This window comes from Pseudomonas xantholysinigenes (assembly GCF_014268885.2).
Classification (GTDB): domain Bacteria; phylum Pseudomonadota; class Gammaproteobacteria; order Pseudomonadales; family Pseudomonadaceae; genus Aquipseudomonas; species Aquipseudomonas xantholysinigenes.
On sequence record NZ_CP077095.1, the window covers coordinates 836,607 to 861,870 of the forward strand.

Annotated in this window: 23 protein-coding genes, 4 tRNA genes and 1 pseudogene; 15 read left to right on the forward strand and 13 right to left on the reverse strand. The window is 63.6% G+C overall.

Annotated elements, in window-relative coordinates; all coding sequences use genetic code 11:
* Positions 1-184: 184 nt before the first annotated feature.
* From clpB to HU772_RS03865, 5 genes are all read left to right on the forward strand, one after another.
* Complete coding sequence (gene clpB, locus HU772_RS03845) at positions 185-2,749, forward strand: ATP-dependent chaperone ClpB (protein ID WP_186662699.1); 2,565 nt, start codon at positions 185-187, stop codon at positions 2,747-2,749.
* Positions 2,750-3,218: 469 nt separating this feature from the next.
* Positions 3,219-3,294 (forward strand) — tRNA-Asn (locus tag HU772_RS03850).
* Between the two features lie 4 nt (positions 3,295-3,298).
* A tRNA-Pro gene (locus HU772_RS03855) sits at positions 3,299-3,375 on the forward strand.
* A 6-nt stretch (positions 3,376-3,381) separates the two neighbouring features.
* A tRNA-Lys gene (locus tag HU772_RS03860) sits at positions 3,382-3,457 on the forward strand.
* 101 nt (positions 3,458-3,558) lie between these two features.
* Positions 3,559-4,095 (forward strand): dihydrofolate reductase family protein, encoded by a 537-nt coding sequence (locus HU772_RS03865; protein WP_186662698.1) that lies wholly within the window; start codon positions 3,559-3,561, stop codon positions 4,093-4,095.
* A gap of 124 nt (positions 4,096-4,219) precedes the next feature.
* On the opposite strand, the gene HU772_RS03870 is transcribed toward HU772_RS03865, so the two are convergent.
* The 4 genes from HU772_RS03870 to HU772_RS03885 all read right to left on the reverse strand — a co-directional run bounded on the left by HU772_RS03870 (position 4,220) and on the right by HU772_RS03885 (position 7,022).
* Positions 4,220-5,515 carry an NAD(P)/FAD-dependent oxidoreductase gene (locus HU772_RS03870; RefSeq protein WP_186662697.1) on the reverse strand — a complete coding sequence of 432 codons (1,296 nt, stop codon included), beginning with the start codon at positions 5,513-5,515 and terminating at the stop codon, positions 4,220-4,222.
* Between the two features lie 84 nt (positions 5,516-5,599).
* Complete coding sequence (locus HU772_RS03875; protein ID WP_186662696.1) at positions 5,600-5,773, reverse strand: DUF3094 family protein; 174 nt, start codon at positions 5,771-5,773, stop codon at positions 5,600-5,602.
* A 132-nt stretch (positions 5,774-5,905) separates the two neighbouring features.
* Positions 5,906-6,535 (reverse strand): DUF1780 domain-containing protein, encoded by a 630-nt coding sequence (locus tag HU772_RS03880; RefSeq protein WP_186662695.1) that lies wholly within the window; start codon positions 6,533-6,535, stop codon positions 5,906-5,908.
* A gap of 55 nt (positions 6,536-6,590) precedes the next feature.
* A complete protein-coding gene (locus tag HU772_RS03885; RefSeq protein ID WP_186662694.1) occupies positions 6,591-7,022 on the reverse strand; it encodes a hypothetical protein in 432 nt (143 codons plus the stop codon).
* 110 nt (positions 7,023-7,132) lie between these two features.
* On the opposite strand from HU772_RS03885, the gene HU772_RS03890 reads away from it, so the two are divergent.
* Positions 7,133-7,816, forward strand: coding sequence for an energy-coupling factor ABC transporter permease (locus tag HU772_RS03890; protein WP_186662693.1), 684 nt, complete (start codon positions 7,133-7,135; stop codon positions 7,814-7,816).
* Positions 7,817-7,954: 138 nt separating this feature from the next.
* Here the strand turns inward: HU772_RS03890 and yacG are convergent, their stop codons facing one another.
* From yacG to HU772_RS03910, 4 genes and pseudogenes are all read right to left on the reverse strand, one after another.
* Positions 7,955-8,155 carry a DNA gyrase inhibitor YacG gene (yacG, locus tag HU772_RS03895; protein WP_186662692.1) on the reverse strand — a complete coding sequence of 67 codons (201 nt, stop codon included), beginning with the start codon at positions 8,153-8,155 and terminating at the stop codon, positions 7,955-7,957.
* Entirely contained in the window at positions 8,152-8,775 is a 624-nt protein-coding gene (coaE, locus tag HU772_RS03900; RefSeq protein ID WP_186662691.1) for a dephospho-CoA kinase, read from the reverse strand. The genes yacG and coaE overlap by 4 nt, the downstream gene beginning before the upstream one ends.
* Entirely contained in the window at positions 8,775-9,641 is an 867-nt protein-coding gene (locus HU772_RS03905) for a prepilin peptidase (protein WP_186662690.1), read from the reverse strand. The genes coaE and HU772_RS03905 overlap by 1 nt, the downstream gene beginning before the upstream one ends.
* 2 nt (positions 9,642-9,643) lie before the next feature.
* Positions 9,644-10,853, reverse strand: a pseudogene (locus HU772_RS03910) (type II secretion system F family protein).
* A gap of 227 nt (positions 10,854-11,080) precedes the next feature.
* Between HU772_RS03910 and HU772_RS03915 the strand changes: the two are divergent.
* The 4 genes from HU772_RS03915 (at position 11,081) to HU772_RS03930 (ending at position 14,030) form a co-directional block, all read left to right on the forward strand.
* Positions 11,081-11,491 carry a pilin gene (locus HU772_RS03915; RefSeq protein WP_062575174.1) on the forward strand — a complete coding sequence of 137 codons (411 nt, stop codon included), beginning with the start codon at positions 11,081-11,083 and terminating at the stop codon, positions 11,489-11,491.
* A gap of 58 nt (positions 11,492-11,549) precedes the next feature.
* Positions 11,550-11,625 (forward strand) — tRNA-Thr (locus HU772_RS03920).
* Positions 11,626-11,978: 353 nt separating this feature from the next.
* Positions 11,979-12,470 (forward strand): hypothetical protein, encoded by a 492-nt coding sequence (locus tag HU772_RS03925; RefSeq protein WP_186662603.1) that lies wholly within the window; start codon positions 11,979-11,981, stop codon positions 12,468-12,470.
* Between the two features lie 1,329 nt (positions 12,471-13,799).
* Positions 13,800-14,030, forward strand: a complete 231-nt coding sequence (locus HU772_RS03930) for a hypothetical protein (RefSeq protein ID WP_186662602.1) — start codon at positions 13,800-13,802, stop codon at positions 14,028-14,030.
* A 188-nt stretch (positions 14,031-14,218) separates the two neighbouring features.
* Here the strand turns inward: HU772_RS03930 and HU772_RS03935 are convergent, their stop codons facing one another.
* The 3 genes from HU772_RS03935 to HU772_RS03945 form a co-directional block, all read right to left on the reverse strand.
* Entirely contained in the window at positions 14,219-14,815 is a 597-nt protein-coding gene (locus HU772_RS03935) for a transglycosylase SLT domain-containing protein (RefSeq protein ID WP_011535688.1), read from the reverse strand.
* Between the two features lie 182 nt (positions 14,816-14,997).
* Positions 14,998-15,780, reverse strand: coding sequence for a hypothetical protein (locus tag HU772_RS03940; RefSeq protein WP_186662601.1), 783 nt, complete (start codon positions 15,778-15,780; stop codon positions 14,998-15,000).
* A 125-nt stretch (positions 15,781-15,905) separates the two neighbouring features.
* Positions 15,906-16,946 carry a DMT family transporter gene (locus HU772_RS03945; RefSeq protein ID WP_186662600.1) on the reverse strand — a complete coding sequence of 347 codons (1,041 nt, stop codon included), beginning with the start codon at positions 16,944-16,946 and terminating at the stop codon, positions 15,906-15,908.
* A 199-nt stretch (positions 16,947-17,145) separates the two neighbouring features.
* Here HU772_RS03945 and HU772_RS03950 point away from each other — a divergent pair, with 199 nt between their 5' ends.
* On the forward strand, positions 17,146-17,910 hold the full coding sequence (locus tag HU772_RS03950) for a carbon-nitrogen hydrolase family protein (RefSeq protein WP_186662599.1): 765 nt from the start codon (positions 17,146-17,148) through the stop codon (positions 17,908-17,910).
* 15 nt (positions 17,911-17,925) lie between these two features.
* On the opposite strand, the gene HU772_RS03955 is transcribed toward HU772_RS03950, so the two are convergent.
* Positions 17,926-19,470 carry a methylenetetrahydrofolate reductase C-terminal domain-containing protein gene (locus HU772_RS03955; protein ID WP_225923104.1) on the reverse strand — a complete coding sequence of 515 codons (1,545 nt, stop codon included), beginning with the start codon at positions 19,468-19,470 and terminating at the stop codon, positions 17,926-17,928.
* 337 nt (positions 19,471-19,807) lie between these two features.
* Here HU772_RS03955 and metE point away from each other — a divergent pair, with 337 nt between their 5' ends.
* Entirely contained in the window at positions 19,808-22,096 is a 2,289-nt protein-coding gene (gene metE, locus HU772_RS03960) for a 5-methyltetrahydropteroyltriglutamate--homocysteine S-methyltransferase (RefSeq protein ID WP_186662598.1), read from the forward strand.
* Positions 22,097-22,250: 154 nt separating this feature from the next.
* Complete coding sequence (locus HU772_RS03965; RefSeq protein ID WP_186662597.1) at positions 22,251-22,763, forward strand: histidine phosphatase family protein; 513 nt, start codon at positions 22,251-22,253, stop codon at positions 22,761-22,763.
* Positions 22,764-22,815: 52 nt separating this feature from the next.
* On the opposite strand, the gene HU772_RS03970 is transcribed toward HU772_RS03965, so the two are convergent.
* Entirely contained in the window at positions 22,816-23,772 is a 957-nt protein-coding gene (locus tag HU772_RS03970; RefSeq protein ID WP_186662596.1) for an arsenic resistance protein, read from the reverse strand.
* Positions 23,773-23,990: 218 nt separating this feature from the next.
* Here HU772_RS03970 and HU772_RS03975 point away from each other — a divergent pair, with 218 nt between their 5' ends.
* Together HU772_RS03975 and HU772_RS03980 are read left to right on the forward strand one after the other, a co-directional pair.
* Positions 23,991-24,698: an SDR family oxidoreductase gene (locus HU772_RS03975; RefSeq protein ID WP_186662595.1), complete on the forward strand. Its 708-nt coding sequence runs from the start codon at positions 23,991-23,993 to the stop codon at positions 24,696-24,698.
* 1 nt (position 24,699) lies between these two features.
* On the forward strand, positions 24,700-25,242 hold the full coding sequence (locus HU772_RS03980) for a nucleotidyltransferase family protein (protein WP_186662594.1): 543 nt from the start codon (positions 24,700-24,702) through the stop codon (positions 25,240-25,242).
* Positions 25,243-25,264: the final 22 nt, after the last annotated feature.

Consider the following 25,264-nt stretch of genomic DNA (forward strand, 5'->3'; position numbering starts at 1 on the left):
CACAGCCCCTGTGGGAGCGGGTTTACCCGCGAAGAACCCAGCGGCGAACCTTCAGGCTGACTCTTGTCAACCCCGCTAAGCTTGAATCTTCCAGAATCACCCTTATCTATTGGTCATCTCAGGCAGGTTCTTCATTACAGGTGCTGTCCATCGCTCCGCCTGCCCTTTATAGGAAGGTACCCCCATGCGAATAGACCGACTGACCAGCAAGCTGCAACTCGCGTTATCCGATGCCCAATCCCTGGCCGTGGGCATGGACCACCCGGCCATCGAGCCCCTGCACCTGCTGCAGGCGCTGATCGACCAGCAGGGCGGCTCGATCAAGCCGCTGCTGATGCAGGTGGGCTTCGACGTCAACAGCCTGCGTAAGGCGTTGAGCAAAGAGCTCGACCAACTGCCGAAAATCCAGAACCCGACCGGCGACGTGAACATGTCCCAGGACCTGGCGCGCCTGCTTAACCAGGCCGACCGCCTGGCCCAGCAGAAGGGCGACCAGTTCATCTCCAGCGAGCTGGTGCTGCTCGCCGCCATGGACGAGAACAGTAAGGTCGGCAAGTTGCTGCTCGGCCAGGGCGTGAGCAAGAAGGCCCTGGAAAACGCCATCAACAACCTGCGCGGTGGCGCGGCGGTCAATGACGCTAATGCTGAAGAGTCGCGCCAGGCCCTGGACAAGTACACCGTCGACCTGACCAAGCGCGCCGAAGACGGCAAGCTCGACCCGGTGATCGGCCGTGACGACGAGATCCGCCGCACCATCCAGGTGCTGCAACGCCGGACCAAGAACAACCCGGTGCTGATCGGCGAGCCCGGCGTCGGCAAGACCGCCATCGCCGAGGGCCTGGCCCAGCGCATCATCAACGGCGAAGTGCCCGACGGCCTGAAAGGCAAGCGCCTGCTGGCGCTGGACATGGGCGCGCTGATTGCTGGCGCCAAGTACCGCGGCGAGTTCGAAGAGCGCCTGAAAGCCCTGCTCAACGAACTGAGCAAGCAGGAAGGCCAGATCATCCTGTTCATCGACGAACTGCACACCATGGTCGGCGCCGGCAAGGGCGAGGGCGCCATGGACGCCGGCAACATGCTCAAACCGGCCCTGGCCCGTGGCGAGCTGCACTGCGTCGGCGCCACCACGCTCAACGAATACCGCCAGTTCATCGAGAAGGACGCCGCCCTCGAGCGCCGCTTCCAGAAGGTGCTGGTAGAGGAGCCGAGCGAGGAAGACACCATCGCCATCCTGCGCGGCCTGAAAGAACGCTATGAAGTGCACCACAAGGTGGCCATTACCGACGGCGCGATCATTGCCGCGGCCAAGCTCAGCCATCGCTACATCACCGACCGCCAGCTGCCGGACAAGGCCATCGACCTGATCGACGAAGCCGCCAGCCGCATCCGCATGGAAATCGACTCCAAGCCGGAAGTGCTCGACCGCCTCGACCGTCGCCTGATCCAGCTGAAGGTCGAGTCCCAGGCGCTGAAGAAGGAAGAGGACGAAGCGGCGAAGAAACGCCTGGAGAAACTGACCGAGGAAATCGAGCGCCTGGAGCGCGAGTATTCCGACCTCGAAGAGATCTGGGCTTCGGAAAAGGCCGAGGTACAAGGTTCGGCACAGATCCAGCAAAAGATCGAGCAGGCCCGCCAGGAGCTCGAAGCCGCCCGCCGCAAGGGCGATCTCAGCCGCATGGCCGAGCTGCAGTACGGGGTTATCCCGGACCTGGAGCGCAGCCTGCAAATGGTCGACCAGCATGGCAAGACCGACAACCAGTTGCTGCGCAACAAAGTGACCGAGGAAGAAATCGCCGAAGTGGTGTCCAAGTGGACCGGCATCCCGGTGGCCAAGATGCTCGAAGGCGAGCGCGAGAAGCTGCTGAAGATGGAAAGCCTGCTGCACGAACGGGTGATCGGCCAGAACGAGGCGGTGACCGCCGTGGCCAACGCCGTGCGTCGTTCCCGTGCCGGGTTGTCCGACCCCAACCGCCCCAGCGGCTCGTTCCTGTTCCTCGGCCCTACCGGGGTGGGCAAGACCGAGCTGTGCAAGGCGCTGGCCGAGTTCCTGTTCGACACCGAAGAGGCCATGGTGCGTATCGACATGTCGGAGTTCATGGAGAAACATTCCGTGGCTCGCCTGATCGGCGCTCCACCAGGCTACGTGGGTTATGAAGAGGGCGGCTACCTGACCGAGGCCGTGCGCCGCAAGCCGTACTCGGTGGTGCTGCTCGACGAGGTGGAGAAGGCCCACCCGGATGTGTTCAACGTGCTGTTGCAGGTGCTTGAGGATGGTCGCCTGACCGACAGCCATGGCCGCACCGTGGACTTCCGCAACACGGTGATCGTGATGACCTCCAACCTGGGCTCGGCGCAGATCCAGGAGCTGGCCGGTGATCGCGAGGCGCAGCGTGCGGCGGTGATGGACGCGGTGGGCGCGCACTTCCGGCCGGAGTTCATCAACCGGATCGACGAAGTGGTGGTGTTCGAGCCCCTGGGGCGCGAGCAGATCGCCGGTATCACCGAGATCCAGCTTGGCCGTCTGCGCAGCCGCCTGGCCGAGCGCGAGCTGAGCCTGAGCTTGAGCCCGGAGGCGTTGGACAAGCTGATTGCCGTGGGTTACGACCCGGTATATGGCGCACGGCCATTGAAGCGAGCGATCCAGCGCTGGATCGAGAACCCGCTGGCGCAGTTGATCCTGTCTGGCGAGTTCCTGCCGGGTGCGGCGATCACTGCGAAGGTAGAAGGCGACGAGATCGTCTTTGCCTGATCACGGTAGTCAATGAAGAGCCCCGCCTGTGCGGGGCTTTTTTTGCATATTTGCCTGTGCGGGCCTCTTCGCGGGTAAACCCGCTCCCACAGGTACCGCGCCGCGCTCAAGGGTTGTCAGATCCCTGTGGGAGCGGGCTTGCCCGCGAAGAGGTCGGTGCAGCCCCAGAAAAACCGGGCCTTTTCGGGCTTCCCAGATAACTTGCTGAATTTTTTGAAAAAAGTGCTTGCACAAAATCCAGAGTGCCCCTAATATTCGCCCCGCTGTCAGGCACTGAGCGAATCACCAGCAACATCGGGGATCGCAAAACAACTTACAAATCAGTAAGTTGAACGAAAAAAAGTGGTTGACAAGCAAAACGAAGAATGTAGAATAGCCGGCCTCAGCAGCGACAACGCGAAAGCGAAGCAGCTAAAGAGTTCGAAGCTAACACAGGCTTCGAAGCAGTAAAGATGTACCGAAGTTCAGTTCCGCGATAGCTCAGTCGGTAGAGCAAATGACTGTTAATCATTGGGTCCCTGGTTCGAGTCCAGGTCGCGGAGCCAATCTCGGGGTGTAGCGCAGTCCGGTAGCGCGCCTGCTTTGGGAGCAGGATGTCAGGAGTTCGAATCCCCTCACCCCGACCATTTTCCGGGTCGTTAGCTCAGTTGGTAGAGCAGTTGGCTTTTAACCAATTGGTCGTAGGTTCGAATCCTACACGACCCACCATGTAAAAAGGGCATCTCGACTGAGATGCCCTTTTTCTTTTGCCCGCGATTTATGTCCCCGCCCTTGCTACCCTGTGGCCTTTGCCCGCAGGAGCGCCACGCATGTCCCTCAAAGCCCGTGTTTTCATTGCCACCAGCCTGGATGGCTATATTGCCCGTGAAGACGGCGGCCTCGATTGGCTGATGGGCGCCACCCAATCCACCGACGACCATGGCTATGCCGGGTTCATGGCGGGTGTCGATACGCTGGTGATGGGGCGGGGGACCTTCGACAAGGTCATGACTTTTGGCGAGTGGCCGTATCCGGATACGCGGGTGGTGGTGGTCAGCAGCACCCTCGAAGCCTTGCCCAAGGGCGCACCGGAGCAGGTCGAGCTACACCCCGGGCCGATTCCGGCGTTGCTCGAGCATCTGCAGGGCACGGGGGCGAAAAGCCTGTACCTGGATGGCGGCAAGCTGATTCAGGGGTTCTTGCGTGAGGGGTTGGTGGATGAACTGACCATCACCCGCATTCCCGTGCTGCTGGGGCAGGGGATTCCGTTGTTCGGCGGGTTGGCGAAGGATGTGCTGTTGCAGCACATGAAGACGACCAGTTACGAGAGTGGGTTCGTGCAGAGTACGTATCGCGTGGTCAGGTGAATCGCTGGGGCCGCTATGCGGCCCTTTCGCGACACAAGGCCGCTCCTACAGGCGATCGCGTCCCCCTGTAGGAGCGGCCTTGTGTCGCGAAAGGGCTGCGCAGCAGCCCCAGGATCTTGAAGCCTCAGTGCAGCTTCAAACGCGGCTCGGTCCCGCGCCCAATCTTGCTACCCAGCATCATCATCGCCGTGCGGAAGAACCCATACAGCGCCATCTGGTGCATCCGGTACAGCGACACATAGAACATCCGCGCCAGCCAGCCCTCCAGCTTCACGCTGCCCATCAGGTTACCCATCAGGTTGCCCACCGCCGAGAACCGCGACAGCGACACCAGCGAGCCGTAGTCCTTGTACTCGTAGGTCGGCAGCGCCTTGTTCTCCAGGCGCGCCTTCAGGCTCTTGGCCAGCAACGACGCCTGCTGGTGCGCGGCCTGGGCCCGTGGCGGCACGTTGCGGTCGCTGCCCGGCTGTGGGCAGGCGGCGCAGTCGCCGAAGGCGAAGATATTGTCGTCCAGGGTGGTCTGCAGGGTCGGGCGCACCACCAGCTGGTTGATGCGGTTGGTTTCCAGGCCGTCGATGTCCTTGAGGAAGCCCGGCGCGCGAATGCCCGCCGCCCATACCTTCAGGCTGGCCTGGATGACTTCGCCCGAAGCGGTCTTCAGGCCATCCTCGGTCACTTCGCTGACCGCGGCGTTGGTCATCACCGTCACGCCGAGTTTTTCCAGGGTCTTGTGCACCGGCACGCTGATGCGTTCCGGCAGCGCCGGCAGCACCCGTGGGCCTGCTTCGATGATGGTGATGTGCATGTCTTTCGGCTGGATCTTGTCCAGGCCGTAGGCCGCCAGCTCGTGGGCGGCGTTGTGCAGCTCGGCCGCCAGCTCCACGCCCGTGGCGCCGGCACCGACGATGGCCACGCTGATCTGCTCGCTGGCCACATCACCGGCATGGGCGCGCAGGTAGTGGTTGAGCAGTTGCTGGTGGAAGCGCTCGGCCTGCTTGCGGCTGTCGAGGAACAGGCAATGCTGCGCCGCACCCAAGGTGCCGAAGTCGTTGGTGTTGCTGCCCACGGCAATGACCAGGGTGTCGTAGCCGATGGTACGCGCAGGCAGCAGCTCGCGGCCCTCGTCGTCGAGGGTCGCGGCCAGCTGGATCAGCTTGCTTTCACGGTCCAGGCCGCTCATGCGGCCCATCTGGAAGTTGAAGTGGTTCCACTTGGCCTGGGCCACGTAGTTCAGTTCATCTTCCGAGGAGTTCAGCGAACCGGCCGCTACTTCGTGCAGCAGGGGCTTCCAGATGTGCGTCAGGTTGGCATCAACCAGGGTGATCTCGGCCTGTTTGCGCTTGCCCAGGCTTTTACCCAGGCGGGTCGCCAGTTCCAGGCCGCCGGCGCCGCCGCCGACAATCACGATGCGATGAGTCATTGGGATTTCTCACAAGTTTTACGGAATTCTTGGGCACAAGGCCCGGCCACATCCGGCACGAGGGGAGGGCGAGCGCAAGGCAGCTCACAGCACCAGTCCACTCAGCAGGCGGCTCAACAGGCCCAGACCGACGGTCACGGCCACCACCAGCAGCAGGAGCAGCCATGGCCGGAAAGGCCGGCGCTCGACTTGATGCTGGGGGGCACTCAGATACTCATCGACGCGACGCTGATCTTCAGGATTCAGGCGGCTGGTCATGGTGGGCCTCGTCAGATAGACGTTGGTGAATGCGCAAACGCTACAGCGTTCACGCAAACGCATGGGTCGAATGATAATGCTTTCTATCCCCGGCGCCGAGTGTACGTGATCGCAAAGACACCCGGCACTGGATCAAAGACTGATACCTACGTCGAACACGATGCTGCGCCCCAGGTTGCCGCGCAAGAAATCCGGCGCATCCGGGTGGGCAAACAGCACCCGGGCGAAGGTCGGCCCTACCAGCGACAGCGAGCGCCAGCCCTGGCGCAGGTACTCGGTGGGCGGCGGGAAATGGCTGTTGAGGTCGAGCACCTCGCGCTTGAGGCTGGCGAAGGCGATGATGTCCAGCTCGCCCAGGTCGAGCCCACGCTCGCGGTAGTTGTGTGACTTCTTGCGCAGGGTCGGCGCCAGGCGCCCGAGCAGTTCCTGGGCGCTGATTCGCCGAGGCCGCTGCTCGCGACGCACCAACTGGGCCAGGGAAAACGCGCTGCGCCGCCGTTGCAGCTCTTCGCGCCATTCGTCGTTGAGCCGCCGGCCTTCGTCGAGCACGAAGAACACTTCGAACGCCGCGTCGCGGAACAGCACGTCCGGCGGCTCCTGCCCGGCCGGGGTGAAGTCCTCGCTGCGGTAGGGAATGTTCAGCCCTTGCAGCAGGCGTTGGCAGACCCAACGCTCACGCTCCCATTTGCGGGCATTGGACAGGAACGCATTGGCTTGTTCGGCCTGGATGGTTAGCAGGCGGAGGTAGTCTGAGTCATCCATGGGGACAAGCTTAGCCGCTAATTGATGACGGTAAGATGCTGTTTGTGCGTGGGAATCAGCCTAGCACCAGCCATTGCTGGAGCACGCCGAGCAAATGCAGCAGCCCGCCGCCCAGGCAGATCGCCGAACTGACCGCGATGAAACGCCGGCTGCGCCCGGTACCGGCCAGCATCAGCGGGCCCAGCAGGCCACGGGCCAGGTACACCAGGGTGATCAGGCAGATCACCGGTAGCAGCAAGGGTAGCGGTCGTATCAACCCCGCCGCCGACAACGCATAGGCCGACCAGGCCAGCAGCACCGCCGCGATCGCTGCCGTGACCAGGGCAGGGTAGGCGCGCCCTTGTTCGGCGGCCCGGGCCATGCGCTCGCCCGCGCCGAACAACCGATACCAACGGGGCCCCACGGCGATCACCGCCAGGTGCAGCACCCCGGCGATGGTGCTGAACAGCGCGCCGAGCAACAACGGCAGGTTGATTCCTTCGGGCATGGCGGATGCGTCCTGCAGCAAATGGAGGTGCCAGCCTATAGCAACCGGATGAACGGGAGAATGGGTGTAGACTCAGCCTTGCCCACACGGTCGACAGGGATATTGCTTACGTGATCAGCGCACAGGTCTTGTCCAGCACCAGCCTCACACTTGGTTGGCTTGGTTACCTGCCCCTGCTGGCCTGGGCCGCCAGCCGTACCCGCTGGGTGGAGCTGTTCACCGACACCCGCCGCCAGCACCTTTTGTTCGGCACGGTGTTCTGCCTGTTCGTGCTGTGGCTGGTGCGGCGTGACTTCGACACCGGCGTGTCCTATCACTTCATTGGCATGACTGCCGTGACCCTGCTGCTGGACTGGCCGTTGGCGATACTCGGAGGTTTTCTTGCCCAGCTTGGGTTGCTGCTGCTCGGTCGGCAGGACCTTGCCGCACTGGGCGTCAACGGCCTGCTGATCATTGGCCTGCCGGTGCTGGTCACCGAGGTATGCGCGATCGTGGTCGAACGCGCGCAGCCGCGTAACCTGTTTGTGTATATCTTCTGTTCCGGGTTCTTTCCTGCCGCACTGACCGTGCTGGTGTGCCTGGCGGCCGGGCTGGGGTTGCTGTGGATGGACGAGCGGTTCGCCATGCCGGAGTGGCTGAGCGACTTCGTTGGATATCTGTGGCTGATGATGTTCCCCGAGGCGTTCATCAATGGCACGGTGATCAGTGCCTTGGTGGTGTTTTGCCCCGAGTGGCTGGAGACGTTCAACCGCAGCCGATATTTGCAGGCGCCGTGGAAGGATGAAGAGCGCTGACATGAAACCATGTCCGGGTCCTGTGGGAGCGGGTTCACCCGCGAAGCATGCGACTCGGTGCATGGCACCGGCTTCGCCGGTGTTCGCGGGTAAACCCGCTCCTACAGTGATCTCACACGGCCAACAAACCATCCGGCCTCAATGCCGCGGCTCCAGATCCCCCGAATACAACTCATCCTCGGACTCTTGCGCCCCCGCGATCTTATGCTCCTCGGCCGCCCAGGCCCCCAGGTCGATCAGCTTGCAGCGGTCCGAGCAGAACGGCCGGAACGGGCTCTTGTCCCCCCATTCCACGGGCGCCCCACAGGTCGGGCAATCAACGGTCATCGGCTGGCTCATGGCTGGCCTCCTCGCAAAGTCAGGTAAAAGTGGTGCAGGCGGTCGATCTCGTCGTGCAGCGATTGCAGGTCACGATCGTTGACCACCACGTCATCGGCATGGCGCAGGCGTTCTTCCCGGGCCAGCTGGGCCTTGAGAATCGCCTGCACCTGCTCATGATTGGTGTTGTCCCGCTGCAAGGTGCGCTGCACCTGCAACTCGGTCGGCGCATCGATCACCAAAATGCGCTGGGTCTTGCTGAACTGCCCCGACTCGATCAACAGCGGCGACACATACACCGCATAGGGCGTCTCGGCCTTGGCCAGGTAGCTGAAGATCTCCTGGCCGATCAGCGGGTGCAGCAGCTGCTCCAGCCATTGCCGCTGCGCAGGATCCGCGAAGATCTGCTGGCGCAGGGCGCCACGGTCGAGCTGACCGTCTTCGAGCAATACGCCCGGGCCGAAGCGTTCGACGATGCTGGCCAGGGCAGGGCGCCCCGGCTCGACAACCCAGCGCGCGGCCTGGTCGGCATCGACCAGGTGCACGCCCAGCTCGACGAAGCGCTCGGCGGCGGCGCTCTTGCCGCTGCCGATGCCGCCGGTCAGGCCGAGAATCCAGGGGGTGAAAGGCGCTGTGCTCATCAGGTTCCAAGCAGTTGCAGGTAAGAAGCGACTATTTCATCACCCCAGAGCAATGCGATCCACCCCGCAATGGCCAGATAAGGCCCGAAAGGCAACGCAGCGCCCATTTGCGTGCGCTTCAAACGCACCAGCGTCAGCCCGATCAGCGCTCCCACCAGCGAGGCCAGCATCAAGGTCAGCGGCAAAACCTGCCAACCACCCCAGGCCCCGAGCATGGCCAACAGCTTGAAGTCGCCAAAGCCCATGCCCTCCTTGCCGGTCACCAGCTTGAACACCCAGTACACCGTCCACAAACTCAGGTAGCCCGCCACCGCGCCCCACACCGCATCGGCCAGCGGCACCAGCAACTCAAAGGTGTTGACCACCAGCCCCAACCAAAGCAGCGGCAGCACCAGCACATCCGGCAGCAACTGGTGCTCGGCATCGATCAGGCTCAAGCCGATCAGCCCCCAGGTCAGCAGCATCACCGCCAGCGCTTCCACGCCCGGCCCGAAATGCCACGCCACCAGCAGTGACAGCAGGGCGGTGGCCAGCTCCACCAGTGGATAACGCGCACTGATCCGCGCCTTGCACCCCGAGCAACGCCCGCGCAAGGCCAGGTAACTCAACACCGGAATGTTTTCCCACGCCCGGATCGGGCGCTGGCAGTGGGGGCAGCGCGACGCCGGCAGGCACAGGTCGAAACGCTCGTGCTCGGCCTGCGGCAGCCCCAGTACCTCCTGCGCCTCGCGCTGCCACTGGCGCTCGAGCATCAGCGGCAGCCGGTACGCCAGCACATTGAGAAAACTGCCCACCAGCAACCCCAGCACCGCGGCCAGGGTATAGAAGAACGGCGGATGATCGACGATTACGGCCCAGGCATTCATGTTCAGATCAGGCTACCCAACTGGAAGATCGGCAAGTACATCGCCACGACAAGGCCCCCCACCAGCAGCCCGAGGATCAGCACGATGGCCGGCTCCAGCAGCGTGGTCAACTGCTCCAGCGCCTGGCTCACCTGCTCTTCGTAATGTAGCGCGGCCTTGTCCAGCATGGTGTCGAGGGTGCCGCTGGCCTCGCCGACCGCCACCAGCTGGCGCAGCAGCGGCGGAAACAGCCCGTCCGCTTCCATCGCCTGTTGCAGGCTGGCCCCATTGGCCACGCCCTGGCGCAACGCCAGGATCGCCCGCTCATGCAGGCAGTTGCCACTGACCGGCGCCACCGTTGCCAGCGCGTCCAGCAACGCCACGCCGGCTGTATAAGAAGTCGCCAGACTGCGCGCAAACCGTGCCAACGCCGCCTGCCCGAGCAAGGTGCCGACCACCGGCACCCGCAGCCCCCAGCGCACCATCCACAACCGTGCAGGAAGATGCCGCCGATAAACCTCCCGCCCACCCACCCCCCAACACAGTTATCAACAGCACCAACCACCCCACGTGATTGCCCAGCCCTGTGGATAAATCGATCACCCATTGCGTAAACGCCGGCAGCGCCTTGTCGAAACTGGCGAACAGCCCCTGAAAGCGCGGCACCACCTCCAGCAGCAACAACGCCGCCACCCCGAGCCCGGTCAGCAGCAACAGCGCCGGATACAGCATCGCCTTGCGCACCTTCTGCCGCAGCGCCTGGCGCTTCTCCAGCATCCCCGCCATCTGCTCCAGCTGCCGGTCCAGCGTGCCCGACTGCTCGCCCACCCGCACCAGGTTGCAGTACAGCGCATCGAACCACGCCGGATGGCGCTGCAACGCCGCCGCCAGCCCAAGCCCCGCCGCCACATCCTGTTTCAACCGCGCCAGCAACGCCGCCATGCCGCTGTCCACCGTGCTGCGCGCCATCACCTCGAACGCCTGCAACAACGGCACCCCCGCCGTCAGCAAGGTCGCCAGTTGCCGGCTGAACCCCGCCGCATCCGCCTTGCCCGCCCGCTGCGGCCAACGCCACTGCAACCCACCCGCCAGCCGCACCCGCGTGGCCCGGATACCCTGGCGTTGCAGCCAGGCCTGCACGAATGCCGGGCTGCGCCCCGGTTGCTGGCCGTGTTGACGAGTGCCGGAGGCATCGATGCCCTCCCAGGCGTAGAGGCGGGTAGACGGAGGCATGCGAAGGTCCTTTGCAGTGCAGCGACAAGCCCCGTAACAGCTTGCCGGGCCCGAGGGCGGGCGCGTTTCCATGACGCTCACTAGAGTAGTTCAGCGAAGATGACGCCCTGCCGTGCAGGGGTGACAAAAGGTGTCGGTTCAGGCCTACTGCGCGCCTGCCGGCCGGGGCGCCGAAAAGATGAACATGCGCCGACCGCGCCTCCATGTATTACGAAGGAAGACCGTTCATGAAAGGGCAACGAGGTATCACCCTGATCGAACTGATGATCGTCGTCGCGATCATCGGCATCCTGGCGACCATCGCCATCCCCATGTACACCAACCACCAGGCCCGGGCCAAAGCCGCGGCGGCGCTGCTGGAGATCTCCGCGCTGAAAACGCCGATGGACATCCGCCTAAACGAAGGCAAGGACGTGCCTGACGTCGCCAGCCTCGGCGGCCAGCCCGCCACCGCCCATTGCGCGATCACTGCCAGCGGCACGGCGGCCGACGGCACCGCCAGCATCGCCTGCACCCTGGCCGACGCACCGGCCAATGTGCTGGGCAAGACCGTGACCCTGGCCCGCACCCAGGCCGGGTGGAGCTGCGTGACCACGGTGGAGGAAGACCTCGCGCCGAATGGCTGCAAGGCGCCGTGAAAGTGAGGTGAAACAGGGGTTTGCGTAACGAGCACGGCAATGGTACGTTGCGCAACACGCCGGTGTAGCTCAGTCGGTAGAGCAGCGCACTCGTAACGCGAAGGTCGCAGGTTCGATTCCTGTCTCCGGCACCAGTTCAGGTTCCAGCGAAGGCTACCAACATCTCTGAATCCCTGTGAAACCCGCCTTCTGGCGGGTTTTTCATTATGGCTACTTCATTTGCAGCATGCGAAGCTTGCCCGGGCCTAGATTGAAGAAAGTCGAAAAGCGAACAGACTACTTTTTCCTCTGAAGCGCGAGAAAATAAATCCGTCCCTTTTCCCTCGACATGTCGATGATAGGCACGAGTATCATGCACTCGAAGGTATGTTCATCAGGTGCTTTCATTTTTCCTTTCCATGACTCACGACTGAGAGCCATGCCCCCCGCGCATGTGATGCCAAGCAAATGGTAGGTAGGAAACTCACGAACTATTAGGAGTAGGGACATGGTGACCCTTGGTCTATCGCAGCATGAGGCTTGTGCCATTAGGGGGAAGCCGCGTGAGGAATGGCCCACAAGCTTTCGAATTGCATGGGACTTTAGCCCAGCGCACATTTATTTTGCCGAGGATGGAGCTTCTCCGGATGATTATTCATCGTCTGAGTACTGTTTTGGTGAGGCGGATTTGATCGAGCTGGACAGTTTGTTTCACGGGCACAGCCGAAGGAGTGTTTCAGAGCTTTGGACCATCGCTGCCCATAAGGTTGCTGGTGTGATTTGGCATTGGAGCAACGGAGGCGTTATGACGCCGCCGCTGTTAGACATAAATATGGGCTGCCTGGTAATTACAGGAGGTAACAATCGGATTGCGGTATGCAGAGCGGACGGGCAGCTACGACTGCCATTCATCTATCTCAAAGATAAAACCGAGCTGTTTTCTACCAAGATCAAATCTTTTCGCAGTTTGTCCCAGGACATAAACACTTATGGAATGTAGCAAACTAGGTGATTTCGATTGCCCACTGAATCCGGCAGCAGTGAAACTGGCACTCACTGACGTAGGGACAGTCGATAGCCCCCACCATAGGGCCGTTGATTTGACTGGGTTCTGACCTTAAGGATCGTAGATCCGGAAACTAAAGAGTCGCTGCGACTACAACCTCATCCACATCCTAAGACGACCCCGCAAGGGACGCTTTTTCTTTTGCCCAATCGATCATGATTTCACCGACTTTGGTTCCTCGTGGGGTAGGCTGGGGCGTCCAGGGCACTACCGAGTAATAAAATCCGAGTGCGCGACCTCCCTCGTGTGGTTTTAGCGTCTGCGCCCTGTTTACCGTTCGAAGCAGGGGGAAATAAATATATCCCCTTTTCGTGAATTTTTGACAAGTTACCTATCTGGGCCTTCACTACGGTAACGGCACACACGGAAGACAGAGATCGCGACTATGGTTTGGGAACTAATACATGATCCAGACGAATACATTTCGATCACTGCGGAGGTCTTTTACGATACTGCTCGCCGTAGGAATGGTGTTCGCCCTGCGAGTGATCAGCCCTTCCCGCAGACCATGAAGATCGAGTGCGCACGGAAGATCAGAGACTACCCAGTCGGTACGAGGGTGAAGCTGTGGGTGGTGGAAACCACCAAGGAGGGCAGTCGCCCATTCTTGTACAGCAGCTACAAGTGGAAGCATGAGCTTGTATAGGTATCCCGGGTATGGTGGTATCCACTCTGGTCTCCACAACTTAGAGCGCTATCTGTATGGAATGCGTTTTCACCATGGCAGCAGTACGTGGGACACCTTCGGTGTGCCGGTCCCTTTCGTCCCGGTCGGCCAACCCACGTACTGTTGCCACCCAGCCTCTTCGCGCAATCCATTTCCTACGTTTCCCATCGCCATTTCCTGGCCCCAATAACCTTGCACTAGAAGCCCCCGAGGAATAAATTCCGTACCAGTCGCGGCAAATTCCGCGACCGGGTTTGGCGACCCGGATAAACTTGGCGCAGCAGCGCCCCACACGATTGCAGGCGCTTTTTTTGCGTCCGCAGCCTCGTGCCATGGCGGCTGTGCGCGGGAGACCTTCGGGTCTGCCGGGTTCCAAGTTCCCGGTTCGCCAACCTGCGTACAGCTGCCACCCATTGTTTGGCGACAGTGCGTGGTGGTTTCAACCTAACTTGGAGTCTCATGCATGACCATCACACGTCTGTACAGGATCCTCGCATCCGCTCTCCGCCGCCCAACCCCCGCGGCCACCCCATCCCCAACCTTCTACCCGATCGACAGCCAGTCCCTCGCCACCCGCGCCAACCGGGAGGGGCCCCATGCCTGACTATGAACGCCTGTCCACCCTCCAGAGCTACGTCTGGACCCTCGAACTGCTCGGCGAGGCGCTGGTGCAGCATGACGAGGTGCTGGAGTGCGAGCACAACCCGCAGCTGAGCTTTCGCAACACGGCGGGGATTCACCAGGCGATCCGGATCATCAGCCGGTTGGCCAGTGAGCAGTTCGGCAAGCTGGAGGCGATGAAGGAGGAGAGTGTTTCTGGGGATTGATGCTTTGGAATGTTGGGGCCGCTTTGCGGCCCTTTCGCGACACAAGGCCGCTCCACAGGTACGGCGTTGGCTTTAGATTTTGCGCAGTCCTGTTGGAGCGGCGGTGCGGTCTGCACAGCAGCCTCGTTAGTGGCGATGACGCGCTAACTGAGCAGGCCAACATGCTCAAAGCACACCTGCCTCAGCCCCTACCAGAACCACCCACCCCGCGCGAGCTCCTGCTCGCAACTCCGATACTGCGCTCCGAACACCGAAGCCCGGGCCTGGACCTTCTGCGACACATTCTTCAGCCACGGCTTGGCATCGTAGCTGCGGTTGCGGTAGCCACCCCAGCCTTCGTGGTAGTTCAGGTACTGGCCATAGGCGTCCCACTTGGACACGCCGTTGACCTGCTGGCTCTTCTGCATGTACCAGCCCATGAAGTCGATCGCGTCGGCGAAGTCGTCGCGGGCGGCGCCCCAGCCGCCGGCATCGCGCTTGTAGTCGGCCCAGGTCTCGTCCTTGGCCTGGGCATAGCCGTAGGCGGTGCTGACCCGGCCCCAGGGGATGAAGCCGAGGAAGTAGTAGCGCGGCGGCAGGGCGTCGTGCTTGAACGAGGACTCCTGGTACATCATCGCCATCGGCACCTGCACCGGCGCCCCCCAGCGCGCCTGCATCTTCAGCGCCGCCTCGTGCCATTTCGGCTTCTCGCGGAAGATCTCGCAGAGGTTGTCGGGGTTGGCCGGGGGCTTGGTGGCGCAGCCGGCAAGCAGCAGGAGCAGGGCTGGCATCAAGAGCCGAAGCATGACGGGGTTCCTTTTGCGGACGTTGGGGGCGCAGGTTGCTGGTGTATCTCTACCAGGTGATTTTCTGAACTGTGAGCTTGGGTGATTACAGGCCAGCGGGTTTACAGTCTTGGATCGCCGGGGCCGCTTTGCGGCCCTTTCGCGACACAAGGCCGCTCCTACAGGTGGGCGATGCAAGGCCGTTAGCGGGCGGTTGCCTGCTCGATCAGCAATTGCCAGTTGCGAGCTTCCTGCCAGTCATCGGCGAAGGGCAGTTGAAGCCAGTAGGGATGCTGGCCGGCGCTCTGCAATTGCACGTGCAGGGTGAAGGTGCGCACGGTGTCGTGGGTGGTGGTCGAGGTGGAGCGGGACTTGCCGCCGCCGATCATGCCGAACTGATTGTTGAACGCGTAGACGTTGCGCCAGCCGTGCTTGGTGGTGGTCTGGGTGGTGCTGCGGGTGACGGCCTGTTCGTCCACGCGCACTTGCTTGACCACGCGTGGCGCGTCCATCAGCGCATGGCGCTCGCCGACCTCCGGGGCCAGCACATACAGCATGTGGCTGTCGGGGAACACCGCCAGCATGCGCCCGCCGCGGTAGACCCAGCGATACGCCCCCAAGGCCTTGCTGGCCAGGAACGTCTTGCCTTCTTCCATCCGTGCCGCATCGAGCGTGCGATAGGCCTTGTCCAGTGCGCGCTGGCGCGGGTACCACAGCACCGACACCGGGTAGTACAGCAGCCACAACAGGCACCAGATCAACACGGCATAGATTGGCCCACCGATGTAATGGCCCTGCCAGATCCACTTGAGCATCAGGTAGCCGCAGTAGGCGGCCTGGACGCACATGAATGCCAGGGTGACCTGGCGTCTGCGCTGCAGCAGCTGGATTTCAGCCTGCCGTACCTGCTCAAGGGCATGGTTGAGCGGCTCGAGCGCGGCAGTGAAGGTGGTATCGGCGGCGGCAACGTGTTGCTGAACTGACATAGGGCATCCTGCACATGAAGGCTACGCGCCACTCTGGGCGCGACGGGGCGGGAGTATACCTTGGGTGAAACGCAGGGTTCGAGCCGGGGCGGGTGAGCAATGCCAGTCCTGTATTTTCTGCCCGGTCAGTGCCTATGCCGATGATGAACATCCGGAAAATGCGCATGGCTATGTCGAATCGGCGCATGCACATGCGGGTGGCTGTGCGGCGCGGTGCCGTCCCACTCGAAGTCATGCTCATGCTGATGGTGCTCGTCGTGCGTATGCCGGTGGTTATGATCGAGGGGCTCATGCTGGTGTTCGTGTACATGATTCTCCATCAGGTGAATCCACACACCCAAGGCCATCAATGCCGCAGCGAGCAGGAACGTCACGGACACCGACTCACCCAGCATCAGGATCGCGACAGCCGCACCCAGGAACGGCGCCGTGGAAAAGTATGCTCCGGTTCGCGCACTCCCCAACCCGCGAAGGGCCAGGACGAACAGCACCAGGCTGACGCCATAGCCGAGAAACCCAACCAGCAGGATCGACCCCAGCGTGCCCAGGGCCGGCAGTTGCGAGCCGATGGCCAAGGCCAGGCCGCCATTGACCACGCCCGCCGCCAGGCCTTTGCTGCCGGCGATGAACAGCGCGTCCGAGGCGGAGACCTTGCGGGTCAGGTTGTTGTCGATCGCCCAGCAAAGGCAGGCGAACGCCACCGCCAGCGGGCCGATCCAGTCATGGGCGGTTGCGGTCTCTTGCGGCCATGACAGCACGATACCGCCCAGGACGATGGCAACCATGCCGATCACGATCCGGCGGTCGGCGTTTTCCTTGAATACCACCCACGCCAGCACTGCCGTAAGAACCGACTCGAGATTGAGCATCAGCGATGCAGCGGCCCCCGCTGTGCGAGTGAGCCCGAACATCAACGCCACAGGTGCAAGCACGCCGCCGAATAAGATCGCACCCAGCAACCAGGGCCATTCTCCGGCAGGCAGCCCGGGCCGCTGCCAGCCGCGATCGCGTACCAGACGGACAAGGGTCAGGCCGACGCCGCTGCCCAGGTAGAGCAGACCGGCCAGCAGGATGGGCGGAGTATCGACACCCAACAGTTTGGCGAGCGGTGTGCTTGCGCCAAACAGCCCGGCTGCAACCAACGCGTAGAGAACACTCAGATTCATGATGGGGCCGCCCTGTCAGGCTGATTGCGTGCAGGAGAGCATCATAGCCTTTCTGCACAAGGGCTGGAGCCAAGCTGTGGGACTAGTGGGAGAGCCATCGCGGGGCAAGCCCGCTCCCACGCTGATCCCATCGTTGATGCAACGGTTGTCTTTTAAGCGGCAGCCGAGCAGAGTCTGCCTACCTTGTCAGGAGACGCCCATGCCACCAGCCGTTTTCGCCGCCGCCCAATGCGCCATTCGTGATGGCGACATCCCCGCCAACCTGGCCTTGCACCTGGCGTTCATGCGCCAGGCCCATGGGCATGGCGTGGACCTGTTGCTCTTCCCCGAACTGTCGCTCACGGGCTATGCCCCCGCCGTGGCCAGTGGCCTGGCGCAGGACCTGGACACGCCGCTACTGGCGCCACTGCGCCAGTTGGCCCAGGAAGCGGGCATGACCACGGTGGTCGGGATGCCGCTCAAGGTGCCGGGCCAGGACAAGCCGCGGATCGCGGCCTGCATCCTCCACCCGGATGGCTCGATTGCGGTCTATACCAAGCAGCACCTGCATACCGGCGAGGACGTGTTCTTCAGTGCGGGGAGCGGCGGCGAGTTGTTGTCCGTTTCCGGGCTGTCCGTGGCCTTGTCGGTGTGCGCCGATTTCAGCCATCCGGAGCATGCCGCCCAGGCGGCGCAGCGCGGTGCGCAGGTGTACGCGACGGGTGTGCTGATCGGGGAGGGTGGGTATCCGGCGGATAGCGCGTTGCTGCAGGGTTATGCACAGCGGCATGCCATGGCCGTGCTCATGGCCAACCATGGCGGCACCACGGGTGGCTGGGCGGCGGCTGGGCGCAGTGCGTTCTGGGACGAGCAGGGGCGGTGTGTCGTGACTGCTTCAGCTACCGGGAATCGGCTGTTGGTTGTTTCCGGTCAGGCTGGGGAGTGGCAGGGAGTGGAGGTTTCACTGGCTCAGCACGCAGGCTGATCCGCTCGTGCCTGGCTACAGGTCGTCCAGTGAGACCTTCACTCGTTGTGGCGCAGCCAGGCGCTCCCGTGTTTTGGCAAGCAGGTCGTCGTCGCTCATCGGTGTGGGCTCGGCAATGTTAAGTGGTGCAGGCTCGAACCATACCGGCCACGAACTGCGGTGCCGGTTCTCCACCTGCACGCAAGGAATCAACCGCTCGCGCAACACCTCGGTCCTGCCCACGCTCACCGCCAGCCGATACTTGGCACTGTGCACGCACTCCCGGTCGCCAAACTCGCAACGGTCCAGGCTCGTGCCGCCGCATGGCCCGTTCGCCAGGCCTTTGGGGCAGGTCTCGGGGCAGATGTAGAGCGTGTCCTGCAATCGGCAACTGCCGCAGGTATCGCACCCCACCATCGGGCGCTTGATGCGCCGCTCCAGCTGATGCAGCCACTGCGCCGCCATGGGGTTGGCCCACAGCGGCCGGGTCACGGCCCAGCCGAAGGCCTTGCTCAAGGCCGTGGTGCGGCTGAACAGCTGATGGTGCATCGCCGACAGCAGGTGGTAGCGAACCTTTTCCTTGTTGGACGCGGTGATCTGCCGTTGCCCGAGGTACCAGGCGTGCCCGGGTGGGTGGAAGGTCACCGGCGCCAGGTCGGGTTCCTGCCAGGCGGCTTGCCAAGCCGGGGTCCATTCTTCCAGCGAGGTGAACTGTGGCTGCAGCGCGTTGATGGCCTGCTCCAGCGCTTTGAACTGCGCTACCTCATGGATGCCGGACAGGTGCACGCCGGCATAGCCCATCAACTTCAGGCCGATCACCTGCAAGGCCAGGCGCTGGTTGGCGCGTTCCCTGGCGTAGGCCTTGGACACCGCCGTTTCGGCGGCCAGCAGCGCGCGCATCGACGGTGTGACGGTCACCCCGGCAACGTGATCGAGCATCCCGGCGCGGCCTTCGGTCAGCGCCATGATGCAGGCCATCAGCGGCTTGGGCCGGGGCTGGCGCTGCATCCAGTCGAAGGCTTCCTGGTGTTTGTCGATATCGAAACCGAGCTGCAGGATGAACAGGTCGGCGCCAGCGGCGAGTTTCTTTTCGGCCTTGCAGTACTGCGCGCCGCCTTCGGCTTCCTGGTACTTGAACGGGTTGAGCGCGGCGGCCAGCAGCCAGTGAGGACGGGCCTGGCGGACGATCTGCAGGGCGGCGACCGATTCCAGGTAGCGCACCGGGCGCTCACCGGGGTTGTGGCCGGGCAGGCGATCGCCGCTGAGCAGCAGGAGCTGGTCGAGGCCGGCGCTGTCCATGCGTTGCAGTTGCGCCAGCAGGTCGCGGCGTTCGCGGTCCTTGCCAGAGAAGTGCAGCAGGGCGGGGACGGGGTTCGCGAGGCTGGCGAAGGCCTCCAGTGGCGACATGTCCAGGGCGCTGCCGACGCGGTCGCCGATGGCCACGGTCAATGGCCAGCCGCACAGCTGGGTGCGGGCCATGAGGGTTTCGAGGCTGGCGAAACGCTCGGCGCTGGGCTTGGGGACGAATTCCAGGATGCAGGCGAAGGCGTTGGCGTCCAGGGTCGTTTTCAGCAGGCTCATGGGGTGCGGGCTACCGGGTTGGGGCAGGGTGGCAGTGTGCGGCAGATTGGTGGGTGGGGCATGTCTGATTGCGCGGGAGACTGTGCTGGTTGAGACATCACGGGGTTCTATCAGGCGGTCCGGCCCCCTGTGGGAGCGGGTTTACCCGCGAACACGGGCAGAGCCCGTGCCATCCACCGCGGTGAATTCTTCGCGGGTGAACCCGCTCCCACAGGGGCCGCTCAAGCCTTCAATCATGAACAAATCTTAAGTTCATCTCAAATTTAATGAGTTTGTCTCACCTTGGCTGTCCGCCCAGAATCCCCTCATTCACTTTTAAGGATCGAGGGACGACAACATGGCACTGGCACACAACCTGGGGTTTCCGCGCATCGGCCGCGACCGTGAGCTGAAGAAAGCCCAGGAGGCCTTCTGGAAGGGTGAGCTGGACGAAGCCGGCCTGCGGGCCGTGGGCCGTGGCCTGCGCGCCGCGCACTGGCAAGTGCAGAAGGCCGCCGGCATCGAGCTACTGCCGGTGGGTGACTTTGCCTGGTACGACCAGGTGCTCACCCACTCGCTGACCTTCGGTGTGATCCCGGAGCGCTTCCGTGCCAAGGACGGTGCCAAACCGACCCTGCAAACCTTGTTCGCCATGGCCCGAGGTATCAGTGACAGCTGCTGCGGCGGTGCCCACGCCCAGGAGATGACCAAGTGGTTCGACACCAACTACCACTACCTGGTCCCCGAATTCAGCGCCGACCAGCAGTTCGCCCTGAGCTGGGAACAGCTGTTCGAAGAAGTCGAGGAAGCCAAGACCCTGGGCCACGCGGTCAAGCCGGTGCTGATCGGCCCGCTGACCTACCTGTGGCTGGGCAAGACCAAGGGCGCCGACTTCGACAAGCTGGAACTGCTCGACCGCCTGCTGCCGCTGTATGACCAGATCCTCAACCGCCTGGCTGTGCAAGGTGTGGAGTGGGTGCAGATCGACGAGCCGATCCTCGCCCTCGACCTGCCGCAGGACTGGAAGAACGCCTACGAGCGGGTCTACAACATCCTCCAGCGCGCCCCACTGAAAAAGCTGATCGCCACCTATTTCGGCGGCCTGGAAGACAACCTCGGCCTGGCCGCCAACCTGCCGGTCGATGGCCTGCACATCGACCTGGTGCGCGCCCCGGACCAGTACCCGACCATCCTCGACCGCCTGCCGGCCTACAAGGTGCTGTCGCTGGGCGTGGTCAACGGCCGCAACGTCTGGCGCTGCGACCTGGAAAAGGCGCTGGACGTGCTGCGCCATGCCCACGAGCGCCTGGGCGATCGCCTGTGGGTGGCGCCGTCGTGCTCGCTGCTGCACAGCCCGGTGGACCTGGCGCGTGAAGACAAGCTCGACGACGAACTGAAGAGCTGGCTGGCCTTCGCCGTGCAGAAGTGCCAGGAAGTGGCGCTGCTGACCAAGGCGCTCAACCAGCCCGAGGCGGCCGATGTCGTCGCAGCATTGGCGCAAAGCCGTGCTGTGCAACATGGTCGCGCCACCTCGCCACGTATCCACAAGCCGGCGGTGCAGGCCCGCGTCGCCGCGATCAAACCCACCGACAGCCAGCGCGCCTCGGCCTTCGCGCAGCGCATCGCCAGGCAACGCGCCGGTCTGGACCTACCGGCGTTTCCGACCACCACCATTGGTTCGTTCCCGCAAACCTCGGCGATCCGTCTGGCGCGCCAGGCGTTCAAGCAGGGCAAGCTGACCGAGGCCGACTATGTCGAGGCCATGCACAGCGAGATCCGCCACGCGGTGGAAATCCAGGAAAACCTTGGCCTGGATGTGCTGGTGCACGGTGAGGCCGAGCGCAACGACATGGTCGAGTACTTCGCCGAGCAGTTGGATGGCTATGTGTTCACCCGCTTCGGCTGGGTGCAGAGCTACGGTTCGCGCTGCGTGAAACCGGCGGTGATCTTCGGCGACCTGAGCCGGCCGAAGCCGATGACCGTGGAGTGGATCACCTACGCCCAGGGCCTGACCCACAAGGTGATGAAGGGCATGCTCACGGGCCCGGTGACCATGCTGATGTGGTCGTTCCCGCGCGAGGACGTGACCCGCGAGGTGCAGGCGCGCCAGCTGGCGCTGGCGATCCGCGACGAGGTGGTGGACCTGGAAGCGGCGGGTATCAAGATCGTGCAGATCGACGAGGCCGCCTTCCGCGAAGGCCTGCCGCTGCGCCGCAGTGCCTGGCCGCACTACCTGGAATGGGCCACCGAGGCCTTCCGCCTGTGCGCCTCGGGGGTGCGTGACGAAACCCAGATCCACACCCACATGTGCTACAGCGAGTTCAACGATGTGATCGAATCGATCGCGGCGATGGATGCCGATGTGATCACCATCGAGACCTCGCGTTCGGACATGGAGCTGCTGGAAGCCTTCGAGCGCTTCGACTACCCGAACGAGATCGGCCCTGGCGTTTACGACATCCACTCGCCGCGGGTGCCGGCCAAGGAGGAGATGGTCAAGCTGCTGCGCAAGGCCGCCCAGCGGATTCCGGCCGAGCGGTTGTGGGTCAATCCGGATTGCGGGTTGAAGACGCGCGCCTGGCCGGAGACCGAGGCGGCGTTGGTGAACATGGTGGCGGCGGCCCGAGAGTTGCGTGCAACGGCTTGAAACCGTCGGGGGCGCTTTGCGCCCCTTTCGCGGCACAAGGCCGCTCCTACAGGGAGGCGCGGTCGTCTTTAGGTCCGGCCGGAAAGGGCTGCATGGCAGCCCCGGGATCGTTCAGGCACCATCGTACTTTCGACTGTGACCAGAGCGCCCCGCCATGAAGCCCATCCACCTCACCCTCGTCTGTCACGCCCGTACCGAGGCGCAACGGGTGGGGCGCTTTGCCCTCGACGACGAACCGGCCTCTTCTTCCATCGAACTGGCCACAACCGCCCGTTGCCTCACCGCACCCGAACTGCGCGCCCGGCAGACCGTCGAGCACCTGGCTGCGACTATCGATGAAGGCCTGCGCGATTGCGACCTGGGCACCTGGAAAGGCCGACTGCTCAAGCAACTGGACGAGCGCGAGCTCCAGGCCTGGCTGGCCGACCCGCATGCCACGCCCCATGGTGGTGAATCGATTGCCGCGTTGTGCCAGCGTGTCGCAGGTTGGATGGACAGCGCCCTGGGCGAGGGGGAATGGATTGCGGTCACCCATCCCTTCGTCATCCGCGCCGCGATGCTGCATGCGCTGGGCGCGCCTTTGGCGTCGTTCCAGCGCATCGACGTGCTGCCGCTGGCGCGTGTGCGCTTGAGCCATTCCGGCCAATGGCGGCTACAACTGGGCTGATGGCTGGGCATTGGCCGCTATCGCCGGGGCGCTTCGCGCCCCCGTGTCATGCCTAACGCCGAACCAGCGCCGGCACGGCCCGCACATAGACCAGCTCGCTCACCAACTCCACCAACGTCTGGGTAATCACTGCCGCCGCCGCCAACGCGCGGACCGACTCCGGCAACGCCAACGCCAGCGGCAGCACCACCAGCGAATTGCGCGTGGCGGCACTGAAGGTCACCGCCCGCGCCTGGCCTGTGGACAACCTGAACAGACGCGCCGCAATCAAGCCAAGCACCGGCGCCAACAGCGCGAAGCCGACATACACCGGTAGCACCGGCAGCAGGTCATCCAGCCGGCTGGCCACCACGCCGATCTGCGAACCGATCACCGCGATCAGCACCAGCGCCATGGCCGGCACCGGCAGCCAGGCCCAGGCGCCGTTCCAGTTGGCGACCAGCGCCGAGCGCCGCGCGCCGGCACTGGTGGCGACCGCCAGCAACAGCGGCAGCACGATCAGCAGCACGAAGGCTTCGATGAACGGCGCCACGGAAATCTCGACATCAGCAGCGCCACCGAGTATCAGCGCCAGGTACAACGGCAGCAACGCCAGTTGCACCAGCAGCAGCACCGGCGTGGCGGCGAGGGTCAGGCGTGAGTCGCCCTTGCCGATATGGGTGAACACCACCACGTAGTCGATGCACGGCGTCAGCAGTACCAGCAGGGCACCGACCAGCACGGCGGGGTGCTCGACCAGGCCACGTGTTCCGCCCCACACCAGTAGCGGCACCAGCACGAAATTGGCCAGCAGCAGCGCGCCCATGAACCGCCGGTTGCCAAGGCCCGCGCGCAGGTCGAGGAAGGGGATCTGCAGGAACATCGCGTACATCAGCACGGCGATGGCCGGTGTCACCAGCATTTCCAGCGTCTGGACAACGCTGGGTGCCAGCAGGCCGACGGCGGCGGCGAGCGCCACGGCGATGAAGTACAGGGGGATCTGGTTGCGCTCGAGTTGATCTCTGTCCACGGATGGCTCGGTTTTTCCGACTGAATTACGAGGGTCTGTACGAAATGTGTCTGCGCGAAGGCCAGACAAGGCGAAACAGGGGGAGGAAGCGGAGTGTACTGGAGTACATGAGCATTCCGAGCCCTGTTTCAACGCAGCATGGGCGAGTGCAGGTACATTTCGTACCGAGCCTAGGTGGGGCAGGGTACTATCTGGCGCAATCCATAGGGAGTGATTCGATGCGAATTCTAGTGGTGGGTGCGAGCAAGGGATTGGGCAAGGCACTGGTCGAGGGCCTGGGTAACGCGGGTGACACGTTGATCGGCGTGTCGCGTACCCGGCCGGCGTCGTTGCCGGGCGCGGTGCGCTGGATCGAGGCCGACCTCGGCCAGCCGCGCCAGGCCGCGATGGTCATCCATGAGGCCGTGGCCGAGGGCGGGCTGGATGTGCTGGTGTACAACGTCGGGATCTGGGAACAGCGGGCCTTCGAGGAGGGCTACAGTTTCCTCGACGATGACGAGGGGCAGATCGAGCGCATGGTTGCCACCAACCTCACCGCGCCGCTGTTGCTGATCAAACGCTTGCTGCCGGTGCTGCTCAAGAGCGAACGGCCACGCATCATCCTCACCGGCTCCACGTCGGCCCTGTCAGGCAGCGGTCGGCCAGAAGTCACCTTCGGCGCCAGCAAGTTCGGCCTGCGCGGCATTGCCGAAACCTTGCGTGAAGGCTTCCGCGAGCAGGGGCTTGGCGTGAGCTGCCTGAACCTCGGCTATCTGAACACCGACGATGGGCTGGAGGTGCCGCTGGCCGAAGCCGAACAGCGCGGTGAGGGGACGCTGATCCCGCTGCACGACGTGGTCCAGGTGTGCCGGATGATGCTGAGCCTGTCGGCGGCCAGCTACGTGCGCGACATCACCTTGCCCGCGCTGCGTGACGAGCGCTTTTGAGGTGAACTTCGAACGACAGGTCCAGACCCTGATCTGCAGTGACCCTGTGCGCTGGCCCCTGCTGGCGCTGGTGCGCGATCTTGGCGTGCCGGATGCCTGGGTCGGTGCGGGTTTCGTGCGCAATGCCGTGTGGGACCATCTGCATGGACGGGCCATGACCGCGCCGCAAGGGGATGTGGATGTGCTGTGGTTCGATCCGGCGCGCAGGGATCCGGCCGAGGACCTGCGGCTGGAGGCGCGGTTGCAGGCCCAGGCGCCGGAGGTGTTGTGGTCGGTGAAGAACCAGGCGCGCATGCACCTGCGTCACGGGCAGGCGCCTTATGCCTCGACCGGCGATGCCATGCGCTACTGGGCGGAGGTCGCCACGGCAGTGGCGGTGCGGCGCACGGCCGATGACCAGTGCGAGGTGCTGGCGCCGCTGGGGCTGGACGATCTGTTTGGCATGCTCCTGCGGGCGACGCCTGGCAAGGAGGAGGTGATGGCGGAACGGGTACGGGGCAAGGATTGGCTTGCGCAGTGGCCAATGTTGCGGATAGCTGAATGAGATTGTCTGACGAACCCGCTCC

Bases quoted from the DNA above. Each gene is read 5' to 3' on its own strand.
- HU772_RS03940 (WP_186662601.1), bottom strand. From the start codon at position 15,780: ATGTCAGTTCAGCAACACGTTGCCGCCGCCGATACCACCTTCACTGCC.
- HU772_RS03925 (WP_186662603.1), top strand. From the start codon at position 11,979: ATGGTGACCCTTGGTCTATCGCAGCATGAGGCTTGTGCCATTAGGGGG.
- HU772_RS03935 (WP_011535688.1), bottom strand. From the start codon at position 14,815: ATGCTTCGGCTCTTGATGCCAGCCCTGCTCCTGCTGCTTGCCGGCTGC.
- clpB (WP_186662699.1), top strand. From the start codon at position 185: ATGCGAATAGACCGACTGACCAGCAAGCTGCAACTCGCGTTATCCGAT.
- HU772_RS03950 (WP_186662599.1), top strand. From the start codon at position 17,146: ATGCCACCAGCCGTTTTCGCCGCCGCCCAATGCGCCATTCGTGATGGC.
- HU772_RS03865 (WP_186662698.1), top strand. From the start codon at position 3,559: ATGTCCCTCAAAGCCCGTGTTTTCATTGCCACCAGCCTGGATGGCTAT.
- HU772_RS03930 (WP_186662602.1), top strand. From the start codon at position 13,800: ATGCCTGACTATGAACGCCTGTCCACCCTCCAGAGCTACGTCTGGACC.
- HU772_RS03905 (WP_186662690.1), bottom strand. From the start codon at position 9,641: ATGAATGCCTGGGCCGTAATCGTCGATCATCCGCCGTTCTTCTATACC.
- HU772_RS03955 (WP_225923104.1), bottom strand. From the start codon at position 19,470: ATGAGCCTGCTGAAAACGACCCTGGACGCCAACGCCTTCGCCTGCATC.
- metE (WP_186662598.1), top strand. From the start codon at position 19,808: ATGGCACTGGCACACAACCTGGGGTTTCCGCGCATCGGCCGCGACCGT.
- HU772_RS03880 (WP_186662695.1), bottom strand. From the start codon at position 6,535: ATGGATGACTCAGACTACCTCCGCCTGCTAACCATCCAGGCCGAACAA.
- HU772_RS03945 (WP_186662600.1), bottom strand. From the start codon at position 16,946: ATGAATCTGAGTGTTCTCTACGCGTTGGTTGCAGCCGGGCTGTTTGGC.
- HU772_RS03915 (WP_062575174.1), top strand. From the start codon at position 11,081: ATGAAAGGGCAACGAGGTATCACCCTGATCGAACTGATGATCGTCGTC.
- HU772_RS03975 (WP_186662595.1), top strand. From the start codon at position 23,991: ATGCGAATTCTAGTGGTGGGTGCGAGCAAGGGATTGGGCAAGGCACTG.
- coaE (WP_186662691.1), bottom strand. From the start codon at position 8,775: ATGAGCACAGCGCCTTTCACCCCCTGGATTCTCGGCCTGACCGGCGGC.
- HU772_RS03965 (WP_186662597.1), top strand. From the start codon at position 22,251: ATGAAGCCCATCCACCTCACCCTCGTCTGTCACGCCCGTACCGAGGCG.
- HU772_RS03875 (WP_186662696.1), bottom strand. From the start codon at position 5,773: ATGACCAGCCGCCTGAATCCTGAAGATCAGCGTCGCGTCGATGAGTAT.
- HU772_RS03885 (WP_186662694.1), bottom strand. From the start codon at position 7,022: ATGCCCGAAGGAATCAACCTGCCGTTGTTGCTCGGCGCGCTGTTCAGC.
- HU772_RS03870 (WP_186662697.1), bottom strand. From the start codon at position 5,515: ATGACTCATCGCATCGTGATTGTCGGCGGCGGCGCCGGCGGCCTGGAA.
- yacG (WP_186662692.1), bottom strand. From the start codon at position 8,155: ATGAGCCAGCCGATGACCGTTGATTGCCCGACCTGTGGGGCGCCCGTG.